Source organism: Rhizobium sp. BK491 (assembly GCF_014194925.1).
In the GTDB taxonomy this organism is placed as follows: Bacteria; Pseudomonadota; Alphaproteobacteria; order Rhizobiales; family Rhizobiaceae; genus Rhizobium.
The window spans coordinates 1,097,849-1,112,820 of sequence record NZ_JACIAR010000001.1; the positions used below are offsets into that span (position 1 = coordinate 1,097,849).

A 14,972-nucleotide genomic window follows, 5' to 3' on the forward strand; every position below is an offset into this window, starting at 1 on the left:
TGTCATTTAACGTGTATTGAAAAAGGCAGCCTAGGGGTCTACCTAGGTCCCTCCAGCGGTTTTAGACGAAAGATTAGGAAAATCATTGAGATGGAAGGGAGGTTTACAACAGAATACCTCAAGCAACTTCACAGAATATTTTTCGTTTCCAGAGAAATAGACCGTCTTGAGCGAGAATTCATCAAGCAGGGCATAGCACATTTCCATGTTTCCGGCGCCGGACACGAGTCCACGGCGCTTCTCAACGAATTCCTTCAGGACGACGACTGGCTGCATCTGCATTATCGCGACAAAGCCCTCATGCTGGCACGCGGCATGCCCATTCGTGAGTTCTTCTCCAGCCTGCTTGCGACAGCCAATTCCCATTCCGCCGGCCGGCAGATGAGCGCGCATCTTTCCTCCCGCGCCCTCAATATCACATCGATCGTCGGACCGGTCGGCAACAATGCTCTGCATGCCGTTGGCGTCGCAGCATCCCTGAAGCACAAGCCGGGAATGCCGATCGCCATCTGTTGCGTTGGCGACGGCACCACGCAGCAGGGCGAATTCCTCGAAGCCGTCGCCGAAGCCGTGCGCAGCCAATATCCTGTCGTCTTCATCATCGAGGACAACAGCTTCTCCATCTCGACACGCACCGGCAAGCAGACCTTCTTCGATTTGCCCGCCGGCCCCGCCTCCTCTTTCTACGGCATCGATATCATCCGCACGGATGGCGACGATCTCACCGCATCGCGCGACGCCTTCCACAAGGCCGTGCGCCATAGCCGCAACAACCGCACGCCCAGCATCGTGCTTTTGAACGTCGAGCGCCTTTCCGATCATACCAACGCCGACGATCAGAAGACCTATCGCACCCTGCTCGAAATCGAGGCAGGCTCTTCGCGCGATCCGCTGCCGAACCTGCGGGCAATGCTGCACAAAGCCGGTGTCGACGCCGATGCGCTGCAGAAGATCGAACAGGAACTGATTGCGGAAGTGCAGGCTGAAGCGGCCCTTGCCCGCAAAGAAGACGCTCCGAAGGTGGAGCCGGAAGCTAAGGCTCCCTACCCTGCATCGTTCAATGGCAAGGCGGAATATCGCGGCAACGAGACCGCATCGACACTGACGATGCGCGAGGCGCTGAATGTCGTTCTCGACAAGCAGCTGGCCGCAAATCCGGACGTCGTCCTGTTCGGCCAGGATATCGAGGATCCGAAGGGCGACGTTTTCGGTGTGACACGCGGCCTCAGCACGAAATATCCCGACCGCGTGCACAACGCCGCCCTCACCGAATCGACAATCGTCGGCACCGCCGTCGGCCGCGCATTGGCCGGCCAGCGCCCTGTCGCCTTCCTGCAGTTCGCAGATTTCCTGCCGCTTGCCTATAACCAGATCGTCTCGGAAATGGGCAGTATGTTCTGGCGCAGCAATGGCGCCTGGGAAGCACCCGTCATCCTGATGGTGAGCTGCGGCGGCTACAAGCCCGGTCTCGGCCCCTTCCATGCCCAGAGCTTCGAGGGAATGCTGGCGCATACGCCCGGCATTGATGTCGTCATGCCCTCCAGCGCCGGCGATGCTGCCGGTCTGCTGAATGCCGCCTTCGAGTCGCGACGTCCGACGGTCTTCCTCTATCCGAAGGCCGTACTCAACAATTCCGACGGCCGCACCTCCGAGGATCTGCACAAGCATTTCGTCCATCCCGGCCTGTCGCGCCATGTTACCCGCGGTCGCGACATTACCCTCGTCAGCTACGGCAACACCGTTTCGCTCTGCGCCAATGCCGCAAGCGCTTTCGAGGCTCAGGGCTTCTCCGTCGAGGTGATCGATCTACGCTCGATCTCGCCCTGGGACGAGAAGGAAGTGCTGGCGAGTGCACGGCGCACCCGCCGCCTGATCGTCGTGCATGAAGACAACCGCACAGTCGGCATGGGCGCGGAAATCATCGCGACCGTCACCGAAAAGACCGATGTCCCGGTCGTCGTGCGCCGGCTTGCCCGCTCGGACGCTCACATTCCCTTCAATTTCCGCAATCAGCTCGAGACCCTGCCCTCCTATCGCAAGCTGGTGGACCTGATGGCAGAGGTTCTCGAATGCGAGGTCACCTGGCACGAAGAGGATGACAGCGGCCCGACGGCAGCGATCAAGGCCATCGGCTCCGGCCCCGCCGACGAAAACGTCCTGGTGACCGATATGCTCGTCAAGCCCGGCGACAAGATCGAAGTCGGCCAGCTCGTTGCCGTCGTCGAGGCGACGAAAGCTTCGGTCGAGATCTGCGCCAATATTGGCGGCGTCGTGCAGGAAGTCTTCGCCAAGGTCGGCGACCAGATCGCCACGGACAGCCCGCTTCTGACCGTCGATGCCAATCGCGATCTGAGCGAGCAGAATTTCGCGCTCGCCTCTGAAATCCAAAACAAATTCGTGCTGCGGCGGCTGAAATCGCATGTCATCCCGGCGCTACGCCGCCATACCGGCAGCTTCTCGGAAGTCGTCATCAACGGCATTGGCATCGCGACCGGTGCCCGCCGCGTCACCAACGAAGAAATCATCCACAATTGGCCGAACCGCCGGGCCGACGAAATCCTCGCGCTGACGGGCATCAAGAGCCGCTTCTGGATCGGACCCGACGAAGGCACGTTGAGCCTTGCCACCAAGGCGGCGCGCGATCTCCTCAGGCAGAACCAGATGTCGATCCACGATGTCGATCTGGTGATCGCCGCCACCGGCACGCCTGACATCGCCACGCCATCGCTCGCAAGCCGCGTCGCGGTTGCCGTCGCCGAAGACGGCGTGCGGCCTTCGCTTGCGGCCTATGACATGGGTGCGGCCTGCTCCGGCTATCTCTACGCCCTGCAGCAAGCCTATGATTTCATTGCCCAGCAGAACGACGCCAAGGTGCTCATCATCACCTCGGAAGTCCTGTCGCCGCTGCTCGACATGAATGATTTCTCCACCGCGATCCTCTTCGGCGACGCCGCGACCGCCAGCCTCGTGACCAGCCGCGACATGGCGCGCAACCCACTCTTCACCGCAAGCCGCCCGATCGTCAGCGGCCGACCGGAACCGGGGGACCTGCTCTATGTTCCGCTGCCGGACGATGGCGTCATTGCCATGAACGGCCGCTCGGTCTTCACCGAAGCCGTACATTCGATGACCCGCTCGATCGAAAACGCCTGCGTCGATGCGGGCATCGAGCTTGCCAACCTCGATCTTCTGGTGCCGCACCAGGCCAACCAGCGCATCATCGATACAATCGCCAAGCGCAGCGGCCGCCCGGCCCTCAGCGTCATTGAAACCTATGGCAACACCAGCTCGTCAAGCATTCCGCTTGCCATGCTGCATGTCGCCAATGAGCGCTCCGAGCCATTGAACCTTGGGCTCGTGGCCTTCGGTGGCGGCATGACGGCAGGCGCTGCAATCGTGCGAACGGCGAAATAGGCAGGGTTCCACTCTCTGGACGCCTCCCTGCGGCTGCGCGTGACTGAATAAAACAAAACCCCGGCCTCCCTCAGAGAGACCGGGGTTTATGAAGCTAAACGGCCGACGCGATCAGGGCTTCGGACGGTTTCTGAACGCCTCGGCTTCGGCGTAGAACTTCTTTTCCCATTCCTTGTGATTATCGAGACCTTCCTTGATGAAGGGCGTGAAGATCGCCAGGTTCATCAGGGCCCAGTTGACGAAACGGGCCGGGAATTTCAGCGGCTTGACGAAATCCACGAAAAGCACCACGCGGGTCTTGTCGGTGTGGTTCCAGGCTTCGTGCTCATAGGCGTCGTCGAAAATCAGCGCCTTGCCTTCCTGCCAGTGGCAAACCTGCTTGTCGACGCGGATGGCGAGCTTGTCATTCGGCTCCGGCACGATGAGGCCGAGATGCAGGCGCAGCACGCCATTATAGGGGCCGCGATGCGCGGGAAGATGCTTGCCCGGCTCGAAGATCGAGAACATCGCCGTCGTCAGCCCGGGAATCTTCTGCACGGCCGCCCAGGTATTCGGGCACGCCTTGATGTTCTGCTCGGATTTCACGCCGAAACCGAGAAGGAAGAACGTCTTCCAGCGCGTATCGGTGGAAATAGTCTTCACGTCGGTGGAGATGTCCTGGAAGGTCGGCAGCTCGCTCTGGCGCAGCAGAACCTTTTCGAGCTCGGCGCGGATGGCCGGATAATCCTTCTCGATCTCGGCCGCCCAGGGGAAAGTCGCGGTGTCATAGACCGGCGGATTGCCGAGCTTGGCATATTTCAGGTTGAGGCTTTCGGCCCAGGCAACGATGCCCATGAAAAAGCGGGTCATGGCGCTCGGGCGGTCCATCGGCGCGATGCCGGCGGTGCCGAAGGTCTGTTCCGGAGCAGGAGATTGGTTGGAAGTGGGAGCAGGTGCGCTCAAGGGACTCTCCGTCATGTCTGTCTTTTGGGGCGGTGCGGTCCGGGAGGAAGTTGCCCGGGGAATCCGCATGCGAATCCCGGAGCGAGAACAGGCTTGTCATTGGGAATGCTTTGCCGGTGCTTATCCTGATCGACGCCCGACTCCTTGTGTTATGCGGTGATCTTAATAGGCGATTATATGAGTTGATTAGTCGAATTTCGCAAGAGAGTCCGTTCGCAACGAGCGGTGGTTTGTCGTGGAATAAATCTCCGCGATTCTCGAGAGGGATTCACCTCAGAATCGGCAAAAATGCGGCGAAATCTGCCGATCTCCAATCACTGTGCCGTTTGAGCCTGAATTATTAGCCGGACAATTGCAAGCCCTGCCATCAGAGCCCCGATCGATAGGAAAACGGACAGGCCGATATAGGCGATGGCTGACATCCATTGACCGCGCTCCCAGAGCACGACGCTCTCCAGCGCAAAAGTCGAAAACGTCGTGAATCCACCTAGAAGGCCTGTTGTCAGAAACAACCGCATCTCCTGCGACATACCGCCGCGAAAAGCGAAATACTCCGTCAGCAGCCCCATGATGAAGGCACCAAGCACATTGATGATCAACGTGCCGACTGGAAACTCGATCCCGAGCAGGCGGGCAGCAAGCTCGTTGATACCGAGACGGAATGCACCGCCCAATCCGGCACCGAGAAACACGATAAGATAGAGCACGACAACCTCCAACCGTCCTCGCGTCAAACCTCTTCGGTCTTATCGGCATTTCCCCGCCGCGTCTTCACACGGTGTTCGCGAATATGGCGAATCGGCATGTCGGCTGGGATATTATCGGAAGCACTTTTGGCTATGCCGAGACGCTGGGACAGATAGATGCTGGTATGGCCGCTGCAGATATAGGCAAGGAAGCACGCGACAGCGAGGTAGACCGTGTGCGTCGCGCCGAAGAGCTCGATGCCCATGATCATGCAGGCAAGCGGCGTATTGGTCGCGCCAGCGAAAACGGCGACAAAGCCCAACGCGGCAAAAAGATCGGCCGGCGCACCGAGAATGGCGGCAAGCGCATTGCCGAGCGCGGCACCGATGAAGAACAACGGCGTCACCTCGCCGCCCTTGAAGCCGGCGCTCAGCGTTACGATGGTGAAGACTACCTTCCAGAACCAGCTCCAGTAATCGACGCGGGCCGGATCGAAGAAGCCGAGGATCGTCGCATCGTCTGGGTTGGGCGACCAGACGCCAAGCCCGAAATATTGCCGCGTGCCGAGCAGGTAAACGAGACCGATCAAGATTGCACTGGCGATGATAGGCCGTAACGGCGCGTAGGCGCAGAACCGTTTGAACGCCGCAGACGCAGCATGAGAGAGCTCGCTGAAGCAACGTGCGGCCAAGCCGAAGATGACGCCGGCAAGTCCGACCTTGGCGAGCAGCAGCGCATCGAGGTGGAAGGTGCTGGCCGGAGTGCCGGTGAGATAGCTGATGTGGTACTGGATATGCTCGATGCCCCAGGCATGGCAGGTCCAGTCGGCCGCGATTGCCGCAGCGAGGCTCGGGATCAGCGCCTCATATTGCATCCGCCCGATCGTCAGGACTTCGAGAGCGAAGACGGCGCCGGCGATCGGTGTGCCGAAGACCGCACCGAAGCCGGCGGCAATGCCCGCCATGAGGAGAATGCGGATCTCGCCATGGCTGAGTCGAAAAACTCTCGCAAAGGCGCTGGCAATGCTGCCGCCAAGCTGCACCGCCGTCCCTTCGCGTCCCGCAGAACCACCGACCAGATGCGTCAGAACCGTCGAAACCAGGATGAAGGGCGCCATGCGCAGCGGCACGCCGCCGCCGGGCTCATGGATCTGGTCAACGATCAGATTGTTGCCGCCCTCCGAGCCTCGGCCGAAGCGCTGGTAAACCAGCACCATCAGGAAACCGGCAACCGGCATAAGAAAGATCAGCCAGGGATGATCGAAGCGCGCGGCTGTCGCCTTGTCCAAGCTCCAGAGGAACAGCGCGCAGAGCGAGCCGACGACCACAGCCATCGGCACCACGAGAACGATCCATTTGAACAGGCTGCGGAATTGCTGAAAACGATGATGAAAATAGGCGGATACGGACATCAGTTTGCCCCTCCCGCGAAGCCAGCATGCGGTCTTCCGGGGACGGTGAACAAGAAACAGTGGGATAACGGTAAGATAACAGGCATGGCTCTACTCCTTCGCCTTTCAGGCGCGCTGAGTAGGAGTCATCAGCTTCTCTGGAAAAATCAGAGCAGCGGTTCGGCCACCATGGCCCGGCAGAAATCCATTACCGTTGTATTTTCCATACAGAAACAGGCCCGCCGCTGTCAACGGACAGCAGCCGTCACACCGCCCGGGCGATCATCTCGATCGGCGCAAGCAGGCCGCCCTCGACCGACACGTTGACGTTGCTCATGCGCTCGCCAGCCCGCGGACCCATCAGCGTACGGACACCCTGGTCTCGCACCTCGCCAGCCGCAGCGGCCCTGGCTCGCGCTTCATGCGCCAGCCGGATTACGAGAGCACTGCGGTCCTGCTCAAACTCAACCGTGAAGCCGGCTTCGGCGAGCAGATGACGATAGACATCGGGGCTACGGACGAAGCTCGTCTCCTGCTCCATAGCCCAGGGCATGGGAAAGGGGAGTGTGCCGTCACGCATCTGCATGATTTCATAGAGACCGAAACGGCCGCCCGGCTTGAGAATGCGCCTGATCTCCCAGAACAGTCTCGCCTTGTCCTCGATATTCATGCCGACATGAATGAGCGTCGCCCGATCGAAACTGCCGCTATCGAAGGGCAATGCCAAGGCGCTGCCTTGCCGGAAGGAGACTTGGTCCGCGAGACCGCAGCGAACCGTCAGCGAATTGGCGACCTGAACGAATTCTTCGGTGAGATCGATGCCCGATACGATGCATCCGTACGAGTCGGCAAAATGGCGGGCAGGCCCGCCGAGCCCGGAGCCGATATCGGCGAGGCGCAGGCCGGCGGAAAGATCCAGATCTCTCGCGAAATCCACCGTCGCCGCATGTCGCCCCAGATGGAATTCATCGATATCAGCCAGATCGCGGATGCGAAGATTGTCGACATCCTTGCCGTCGGCCGCAAGGCTTTGCAGGATCGCCGCTTCCAGCGATCCGTGCGTATAGTGGCTGGCCACTTTTTCCTCGGTAGACATGCGTGCACTCCCAAGGCCCTGCCTGAAGGCTGACTGTGATATCAGACCTTCAGTTCGCGCCGTTCAACTTCCGTCACCATGGCAAGATCCAGCACGCGCTGCAAGTTGGCTGCGTGACGGAAGCTCGGGTCCTGGCTGCTGCCGGTCATCACAGCCTCGGCGAAGCGCTGGTAGTTGGTCGGCACCGGAGGTACTTCAAGAACACGCCAGGTCGCCGTTTCCGTATCATCGCCCAGGCAACCCCGCAGTTCGGAACCGTTGGGGCTATGGTTCACTTCCAGTCCGCCGCGCTCGCCATAGATGCGAAGCTTCAGCTCGTTCAAATGTCCCGTCGCCCAGCGGCTTGCATGCACGACGCCAAGCGCGCCGTTGGCGAAATCGACCGACATCGAGAAGCTGTCATTTGCATCGAGCGTATATTCGCCGATGCGCTCGCCCGGCGCCTTGGCGAAGGTCTTGAGACGGGCAAAGACGTGATCGATATCGGTCGCGGCGCCATAGGCGGCGAAGTCGAGGATATGGATGCCGATATCGCCGAGAACGCCGTTCGAGCCATGACCGGTCGACAGACGCCACAGCCACTTGGATTCGCTGCGCCAGTCGCCCCAGGCCTTGGAGACGAGCCAACTCTGCAGGTAAGACGCCTCCACATGCTTGACGGTACCGATTTCGCCCGAAATCACCATCTCGCGCGCCTTCTGCAGCTGCGCGACATTGCGATAGGTCAGGTTGACCATGTTGACGACCCCCGCCCTTTCGGCAGCTTCCGTCATCTCGAGCGCCTTTTCATAATTCTCCGCAAGCGGCTTTTCGCAGAGAACATGCTTGCCGGCGGCAAGCAGCGGCAGGGTCGTCGGGTGGTGCGCCTTATCCGGCGTGACATTCGTCGCCGCATCGAACTCGCCCCAGGTGAGCGCCTCGTCGAGCGACGAGAAGCGCTTCTTGATATCGAACGTGTCGCAGAAGGCGGTGAGCCTCGTCGCATCCGTATCGACGGCGCCGACGATTTCGACGCCAGGAATGCGGGCGAAATGCTCCACATGGTTCTTCGCCATGCCGCCCGTGCCAACTACTATGAGACGCATCTGATACCTCAGCGATAACCGGCTTCGCCGGCCTGGTGCAGTTTCGGGCCACGTTCGACGATCGGCTCCAGTGCCTTTTCGACCGGCACATTCGGCGCATCATGGATGCTGACCTGAGTGCCGAGCGGGTTATGGGCCCACTTCACGGAATTGATCAGAACCTTCTGAACGGTGCCGTTGTGATAGGTCGGATAGGTCTCGTGGCCTGGACGGAAATAGAAGATGTTGCCGGCGCCACGGCGCCAGGTCATGCCCGAACGGAAGACTTCGCCGCCCTGGAACCAGGAGATGAACACGGTTTCCAACGGCTCCGGAACGGAGAACTGCTCACCGTACATTTCCTCATTCTCAAGCTCGAAATGCTCGCCGAGGCCGGCTGCGATCGGATGGCGGGGATTGATGACCCACAGGCGCTCGCGCTCGCCGGCTTCGCGCCACTTCAGCGCGCAGGGCGTGCCCATCAGGCGCTTGAAGACCTTCGAGAAATGGCCGGAATGCAGGACGATGAGGCCCATACCCTCCCACACCCGCTTTGCCACGCGCTCGACGACCTCGTCCTTGACGGCGCCATGGTCCTTGTGCCCCCACCACAACAGGACGTCGGTATCCTTCAGACGGGCTTCGCTGAGACCGTGCTCCGGCTCCTGCAGCGTCGCCGTGGTCGCCTCGATACCCGCATCGGCATTCAGTGCCTTGGCGATGGTGTTGTGCATGCCCTCCGGATAGATCTCGGCGACGACCTTGTTTGTCTGCTCATGAATGTTCTCGCCCCAAACGACGGCACGAATAGTCATTACGGCACTCCTCTTATACCATTGAAATTGAATGGGTTATGCGATCCAAAGCGCTTTGGGAAAGCGCCGTACTTCAAGCTTCCATCAGCCCGTTCGGGGCAAGAGATAAAGCCTCCCCGCGAATTTGACAAAGACAAAAACGACCATAGACAACACCTGTGTTTTCAGTGCGACACGGATTTTGAAAAGAGATTGACGACGAGCACGCCGGCAATGATCAGCCCCAGGCCGATGACGGCAGCAAGGTCGAGTTTCTGGCGGAAAAGCACGACCCCCACCATCGAAATCAGCACGATGCCAAGCGCGCTCCAGATAGCATAGGCGATGCCCACCGGGATGACCCGCAACGTCACCGAAAGACAATAGAAGGCGGCCGCATAGCAGATCACCAAAACCACTGTCGGGCCGAGGCGGGTGAACTGCTGAGACATCTGCAACGCCGTCGTGCCGATCACTTCCAGCACGATCGCGACCAGCAGCATTGCATAAACCGATGCGTTCGCCATTCCATTGTCTCCGATAAGGTTAGAGCTGCGTCAGCTCGATCAACCGGTCGATCAGCCTTTGGCGGGCGCTCTCGTCCAACTCGTGGCTGCCGAGCAGGTCGGCGAGCCATATCCCGTCGGCCGCCAATCTGACGATTGCCGCATCCACCGAGGAGTCCGTACCGACATATTCCTCGCTGCGCTCGCGCACCCACTCATGCCACCGCTGCCGCAATTGCGGTTCGGTGAGCAGCACCATCGTCACCTGCGCCCAATCCTTGGCGCCCTGCGGCTGGTCCCGCAGCGCCAGACAGGCATGCAGATAAGCGCGGGTAAAGCGGCCATGCGGCAGCGGATCGGCGCGCATCGCTTCCTCGATCGCAGCATCCAGCCGCTCCAGCAGGCTGTCGAACAGCGCTTCCAGCAACATGTGCTTGCTGGGGAAGTGATGCAGCAATCCACCCTTGCTGACACCGGAGGCGCCGGAAACGGCATCCAGCGTCACCGCCGTCATCCCCTTTTCGGAAGCAAGCCGCGCCGCGACCTCCAGCAACTGCTGGCGGACGAACAAGGGCTGCTTCTTTCTATGGTGCGCAGTGGACATGGCGGCATAACATACCAGTTGGACGGTTTCGTCAACGACCTACTTGATCGCCTCTGAAGCTTATCGAAAATGGCTGAGCTTTGTGTCCTCCCTCCTTAGTTTACGGAATGATGGGCGGCATCGTTCTCATCGAAGATGCTCACCTTTGCTGCGTCAACGGTAAAGGCAATCGGCGAGCCGGTCGTGATCGTCGTCATGCCGGGATCCGTGCCGATGATCTTCGAGCCATCCTTGAGCCGGACGTGAACAAGCGAACGGTCGCCCAAGCGTTCGATGGTCTCGACCTGACCACCGATATCACCCTTCTCCGCCGCCGTAACCACCAGATGCTCCGGACGGATGCCGAGCGTCAGTCCGGAATTCGCGAGACCATTGAGCGCGACCGCTGTCTTGATGACAGAGCCATCCGGCAGCGTTGCCGTCGCCAGCCCGCCCGCTTCATTCAGGCCGGCTATATTGATAAAGTTCATGCCGGGTGAGCCGACGAATTGGGCGACATAGCGCGTCGCCGGGCGCGTGTAGATCTCGACGGGGGTCGCCACCTGCTCGATCTTCTTGTTGTTGAGCAACACGATACGGTCGGCGAGTGTCATCGCCTCCACCTGGTCGTGCGTCACGAACACCATCGTCGCGCCGAGCCGCTCATGCAGCTGCGCCAATTCCACGCGCGTACGTGTGCGCAGACCGGCATCGAGGTTGGAAAGCGGCTCGTCGAAAAGGAACACATCCGGCTCGCGCACTATGGCGCGGCCAATCGCGACACGCTGGCGCTGGCCGCCGGAGAGTGCCGAGGGTTTGCGATCGAGAAGGTGCGGCATTTCGAGGATCTTCGCGGCTTCTTCGATACGCCTGGCAATCTCGTGCTTGGGCGTTTTGATATTTTTCAGGCCGAAGGACATGTTGTCGCGAACCGTCATGTGCGGATAGAGCGCGTAGGATTGAAAGACCATCGACACGCCGCGCTCGCCGGGCGGCAGTTGGTCGACCCGCTTTCCACCGATCCAGATCTCGCCGCTGGTGATCGTCTCGAGACCAGCGATCATGCGCAGCAAGGTCGACTTGCCGCAGCCCGAGCCGCCGAGGAAGACGACGAACTCGCCGCGCTCGATCGTCAGATCGATGTCGTTCAGAACCTGCACGGCACCGAAATGCTTGGTGAGGGATTTGATATTGATACCTGCCACTTTACGCCTCCTGCGGAACATCGAATTTATCGAACTTGCCATTCGTCGCGCCCCGCCCGGCGGCTTTCGCCGAACGGGGCTTCCGCATTGGTTATTTGACGGCACCGACCGCGACACCGCGCGTCAGGGTCCGTTGGAAAATAAGGAAGAAGATGATCGTCGGCGTTATGCCGAGCAGCGAAGCCGCCGCAATCGCGGTCGGATCCTGGGTATTGGCACCCGATAGCACGCCCATGGCGACCGAGACCGTCTGATTGTTGTTGGAAACGAGAAATACCAGCGGGATCAGAAACTCGTTCCAGGTCCAGATGAAGAAGAAGGTCGCAAGCACTGCAAGCGTCGGTCTGAGCACCGGCACGATCACCATCCAGAGGATTTGCCAGCGGCTGGCATTGTCGATCTGCGCTGCCTCGATGATCTCGCGCGGAAAGGTCGCCAGCACGGAAGACAGAAGATAGGTCCCGAACGCGGTATGCAGCACGCCGATGATCAGGATAACCGAGAGCATCGAGTCGAACAGCCCGACCTGCTTCGACATATAGTAAAGCGGATAGACCAAAGCCTCCTGCGGCGCCATGATGGATATCAACAGCAGGACGAGAAGCCCTTGCCCGCCACGCACGCGGCCTATGCCGATGGCATAGGCATTCAGCAAGCTGAGAACGACGGCCAGAATGGCGGTGCATCCGCTGATAAGGATACTGTTGAAAAGCTTGCGGGGGAAATCGACGGTGGCCCAGAAGTTCTTAAGAGCCGTCAGATCGAAGCTGTGCGGAAGAGCAAGCGGACCATTGGCGGCATAGTCGGAGGGCGTCTTGATAGCGTTGACTGCCGCGAGAAAGAACGGAAAGAGCGTGCCTGCAAGGAAAACCAGCAGGATGCCCAGAACGACCCAGCGGCCGAAACCCCTTCTTGCGCGATGTTCAGTCGAAACGACGTGTGTGGAAATCGAGGATGCCGTTGCCATCTCAATGCCCTCCTTCGGCCTGTTTCGACTGCATACGCAGGAAGAGGATGCCGAGTATGATGGTCATGACCGTCTGCAGCGTCGCGATGGCTGCCGCATATCCGACGCGGTTCGTCGTGAAGAAATGATAGTATGACAGATAGGATGGGACCGTCGTTGCATTGTCCGGTCCGCCCGACGTCAGAACATAGATCGGCGCGAAGACCTTGAGCGCCGCAATCAGCGTCGTCAGCGCGACGACGAAAATTTCAGGCATCAGCATCGGAATGGTGATGGCGCGGAAACGCGCGAACCAGCTCGCATTGTCGAGCTCGGCGGCCTCGTACAGCGAAGGATCGACTCGTGCCAATCCGGACATGAACACGACCAGGCAATAGCCCACCTGCACCCAGACGATGACGGCCGAAACCGCCCACAGCGCATAGGTGGCGTCGCCCAGCCAGTTCTTCGCCATGAAATCCAGGCCGATCGCCTTCAGCACTGCATTGATGATGCCGATGGGGTTGAGAATCCAGGCCCACAGCACGCCGGCGGCTGTCAGCGGCAGGATTTGCGGCAGGTAGAAGCCTGCGCGAAAAAAGCTCGACCACGTCTGGCTGAATTGCGCACTGATATAGTCGAATAGCACCGCCGCCAGCACCAGCCCCAATATGATGGGCACGATCGTCATCGAGATGATGAACAGCAGCGTGTGCTGGATGGAACCCCAGAAAGCCGCATCGTGAAGCAGCCGCTGATAATTCTCAAAGCCAACATATCGCGGCGGAATAACGCCGCCCTTCCATGTCGTGAAGCTGATGACGAAATTGGCAATCAGCGGAACGAGCACGACGAGAACAAACCCGAGCACGCCGGGGATCATGTAGAAATAGTACCCCGCCCTGCCGGCGCTCTTCGACTTATCCATCGAAATCCTCCAGTCCGATACGGCAAGGCGGCATCAAAGCCGTCTTGCCGTTGTGATTGTCGCCGATGGTGTTACTGCGCTGCCTGCACGTCGTCGTAGGCCTTCTTCAGGCGCGCCGCGAACTGATCAGGTGTGGTCGAACCGTTGACAAGACCCGTGGTCGCCTGGATCAGCAGTTCGTAGTAGCCAGGCACCGGCCAGTCCGGGTAGAAGCCGAGGCCGCCCTTGCTGGAGATTTGGTTGAAGAGCTCGACGTTGCGCTTGCCGACTTCGTCAGTGACCGAGGCCGGATCGGCGGCAATGGCAACGCCACCGAGATTGGCCTGCATGTTCTGGTTTTCCTTGCTCAGAACAAGATCGATGAACTCGTAGGAGAGATCCTTGTTCTTCGCGCTCTTCGGCACCATGAACAGGTTGCCGGTCGAACCCACGCTGTATTTCGGGGTCGGGAAGATGAACTGGCTCCACTTGAAGGTCTTGATCGAGCTCGCGAAGTTGCCGTTGTTCCAGGTGCCGCTGACAAACATCGGCGCTGTGCCCGACGAGAAGAGATTGTCGGCGCCGCCGGTGCCCTTCAGGCCGGTCGAATCCTTCGAAATATAACCCTTGCTCACCCAGTCGGCGATCTTCTGGGCGGCAAACAGGAAGGGCTTGGTATCAAGCGGTGCCTTCAGCCCCTGATAGTTCTTGACCCAGGTATCGTCAGCCTGCGTCAGTGCAAGCGTATAGACCAGGTGCTGCGCGTTGGAATCCACCGTACCATAGGCAAGCGGCGTAATGCCCTTCTTCTTGAAAGTGTCCAGCGCAGCTTCGAATTCGTCGAGCGTAGTCGGCACTTTCACGCCATTGGCCTGGAACATGTCGATATTATAGAAAACCGAAACGAATTCGCCATAGACGGGAATGCCGATAATCGGACCAGAGCCATAGATGCCGTTGCCATCGTATTTGCTGAGCTGGCTGTTGGTTTCGTTTAGGATTTTATCCCAGCCGCGCGATTTGAATTGATCGTCGAGCGGTGTCAGCAGGCCCTGCGAGGCAACGAGGCCAGCCGTGGCATTGCCCTTGTTGTACTCCAGAACATCCGGGGCCTGATCCGAATTGAGGATGAGGCTGCCTGCCTTCTGCAATTGCTCGAAGGTCTTCTGCTCGAAATTGATGGTAACGTCGGGATGCTTGGCTTTCAGCTCTTCGAGCGCCTTGGTCCATGCCTTGGCCTGCGAAGTATCCGGCAGTTCGAACCACCAGACGTTAAATGTCTTGCCCTGCGCTTGTGCCACACCGGCGGCAAGCAGAAGCGACATGCCGGCGGAGATCGCCAGCTTCGAAAAAATATTCATACATTCTCCTCCACCATGCGAACCGTGACGGTATCTGTCCGATGACATGGCCCGCGCTGCCATCGGCGTTTTCCTCT

General features: G+C 59.7%; 13 protein-coding genes and 1 riboswitch. Of the genes, 1 reads left to right on the forward strand and 12 read right to left on the reverse strand.

Annotation, left to right across the window (positions count from 1 at the left end; translation table 11 throughout):
- The first annotated feature begins 90 nt into the window (after positions 1-90).
- Complete coding sequence (locus tag FHX05_RS05470) at positions 91-3,414, forward strand: thiamine pyrophosphate-dependent enzyme (protein ID WP_183870897.1); 3,324 nt, start codon at positions 91-93, stop codon at positions 3,412-3,414.
- Between the two features lie 111 nt (positions 3,415-3,525).
- Here the strand turns inward: FHX05_RS05470 and FHX05_RS05475 are convergent, their stop codons facing one another.
- The 12 genes from FHX05_RS05475 to FHX05_RS05530 form a co-directional block, all read right to left on the reverse strand.
- Positions 3,526-4,371: an aspartyl/asparaginyl beta-hydroxylase domain-containing protein gene (locus tag FHX05_RS05475; protein WP_112334869.1), complete on the reverse strand. Its 846-nt coding sequence runs from the start codon at positions 4,369-4,371 to the stop codon at positions 3,526-3,528.
- A gap of 299 nt (positions 4,372-4,670) precedes the next feature.
- Positions 4,671-5,063 (reverse strand): fluoride efflux transporter CrcB, encoded by a 393-nt coding sequence (gene crcB / locus FHX05_RS05480; protein WP_112605594.1) that lies wholly within the window; start codon positions 5,061-5,063, stop codon positions 4,671-4,673.
- Positions 5,064-5,086: 23 nt separating this feature from the next.
- Positions 5,087-6,454 carry a voltage-gated chloride channel family protein gene (locus FHX05_RS05485; RefSeq protein WP_183870898.1) on the reverse strand — a complete coding sequence of 456 codons (1,368 nt, stop codon included), beginning with the start codon at positions 6,452-6,454 and terminating at the stop codon, positions 5,087-5,089.
- Positions 6,455-6,566: 112 nt separating this feature from the next.
- Positions 6,567-6,655: riboswitch (Fluoride riboswitch) on the reverse strand.
- A gap of 43 nt (positions 6,656-6,698) precedes the next feature.
- The gene (locus FHX05_RS05490) at positions 6,699-7,529 is read right to left on the reverse strand and encodes a methyltransferase domain-containing protein (protein ID WP_112604583.1); all 831 of its coding nucleotides are present in this window, start codon (positions 7,527-7,529) and stop codon (positions 6,699-6,701) included.
- A gap of 41 nt (positions 7,530-7,570) precedes the next feature.
- A complete protein-coding gene (locus FHX05_RS05495; RefSeq protein WP_112334872.1) occupies positions 7,571-8,614 on the reverse strand; it encodes a Gfo/Idh/MocA family oxidoreductase in 1,044 nt (347 codons plus the stop codon).
- Between the two features lie 8 nt (positions 8,615-8,622).
- Complete coding sequence (locus FHX05_RS05500; protein WP_183870899.1) at positions 8,623-9,408, reverse strand: ThuA domain-containing protein; 786 nt, start codon at positions 9,406-9,408, stop codon at positions 8,623-8,625.
- Positions 9,409-9,572: 164 nt separating this feature from the next.
- A complete protein-coding gene (locus tag FHX05_RS05505) occupies positions 9,573-9,914 on the reverse strand; it encodes an SMR family transporter (RefSeq protein WP_183870900.1) in 342 nt (113 codons plus the stop codon).
- A gap of 19 nt (positions 9,915-9,933) precedes the next feature.
- Positions 9,934-10,497 carry a TetR/AcrR family transcriptional regulator gene (locus FHX05_RS05510; RefSeq protein ID WP_112411521.1) on the reverse strand — a complete coding sequence of 188 codons (564 nt, stop codon included), beginning with the start codon at positions 10,495-10,497 and terminating at the stop codon, positions 9,934-9,936.
- Between the two features lie 95 nt (positions 10,498-10,592).
- The gene (gene ugpC, locus FHX05_RS05515; RefSeq protein ID WP_112399191.1) at positions 10,593-11,681 is read right to left on the reverse strand and encodes a sn-glycerol-3-phosphate ABC transporter ATP-binding protein UgpC; all 1,089 of its coding nucleotides are present in this window, start codon (positions 11,679-11,681) and stop codon (positions 10,593-10,595) included.
- A gap of 91 nt (positions 11,682-11,772) precedes the next feature.
- On the reverse strand, positions 11,773-12,648 hold the full coding sequence (locus FHX05_RS05520; protein WP_112604577.1) for a carbohydrate ABC transporter permease: 876 nt from the start codon (positions 12,646-12,648) through the stop codon (positions 11,773-11,775).
- Between the two features lies 1 nt (position 12,649).
- Entirely contained in the window at positions 12,650-13,555 is a 906-nt protein-coding gene (locus tag FHX05_RS05525) for a sugar ABC transporter permease (protein ID WP_015340796.1), read from the reverse strand.
- A 71-nt stretch (positions 13,556-13,626) separates the two neighbouring features.
- A complete protein-coding gene (locus FHX05_RS05530; RefSeq protein WP_112604574.1) occupies positions 13,627-14,895 on the reverse strand; it encodes an extracellular solute-binding protein in 1,269 nt (422 codons plus the stop codon).
- Between the last annotated feature and the right edge of the window lie 77 nt (positions 14,896-14,972).

Excerpts from the sequence above, each read along its gene's own strand:
- FHX05_RS05470 (WP_183870897.1), top strand. The coding sequence starts at position 91 with ATGGAAGGGAGGTTTACAACAGAATACCTCAAGCAACTTCACAGAATA.
- FHX05_RS05475 (WP_112334869.1), bottom strand. The coding sequence starts at position 4,371 with ATGACGGAGAGTCCCTTGAGCGCACCTGCTCCCACTTCCAACCAATCT.
- FHX05_RS05485 (WP_183870898.1), bottom strand. The coding sequence starts at position 6,454 with ATGTCCGTATCCGCCTATTTTCATCATCGTTTTCAGCAATTCCGCAGC.
- FHX05_RS05490 (WP_112604583.1), bottom strand. The coding sequence starts at position 7,529 with ATGTCTACCGAGGAAAAAGTGGCCAGCCACTATACGCACGGATCGCTG.
- FHX05_RS05495 (WP_112334872.1), bottom strand. The coding sequence starts at position 8,614 with ATGCGTCTCATAGTAGTTGGCACGGGCGGCATGGCGAAGAACCATGTG.
- FHX05_RS05500 (WP_183870899.1), bottom strand. The coding sequence starts at position 9,408 with ATGACTATTCGTGCCGTCGTTTGGGGCGAGAACATTCATGAGCAGACA.
- FHX05_RS05505 (WP_183870900.1), bottom strand. The coding sequence starts at position 9,914 with ATGGCGAACGCATCGGTTTATGCAATGCTGCTGGTCGCGATCGTGCTG.
- FHX05_RS05510 (WP_112411521.1), bottom strand. The coding sequence starts at position 10,497 with ATGTCCACTGCGCACCATAGAAAGAAGCAGCCCTTGTTCGTCCGCCAG.
- FHX05_RS05520 (WP_112604577.1), bottom strand. The coding sequence starts at position 12,648 with ATGGCAACGGCATCCTCGATTTCCACACACGTCGTTTCGACTGAACAT.
- FHX05_RS05525 (WP_015340796.1), bottom strand. The coding sequence starts at position 13,555 with ATGGATAAGTCGAAGAGCGCCGGCAGGGCGGGGTACTATTTCTACATG.
- FHX05_RS05530 (WP_112604574.1), bottom strand. The coding sequence starts at position 14,895 with ATGAATATTTTTTCGAAGCTGGCGATCTCCGCCGGCATGTCGCTTCTG.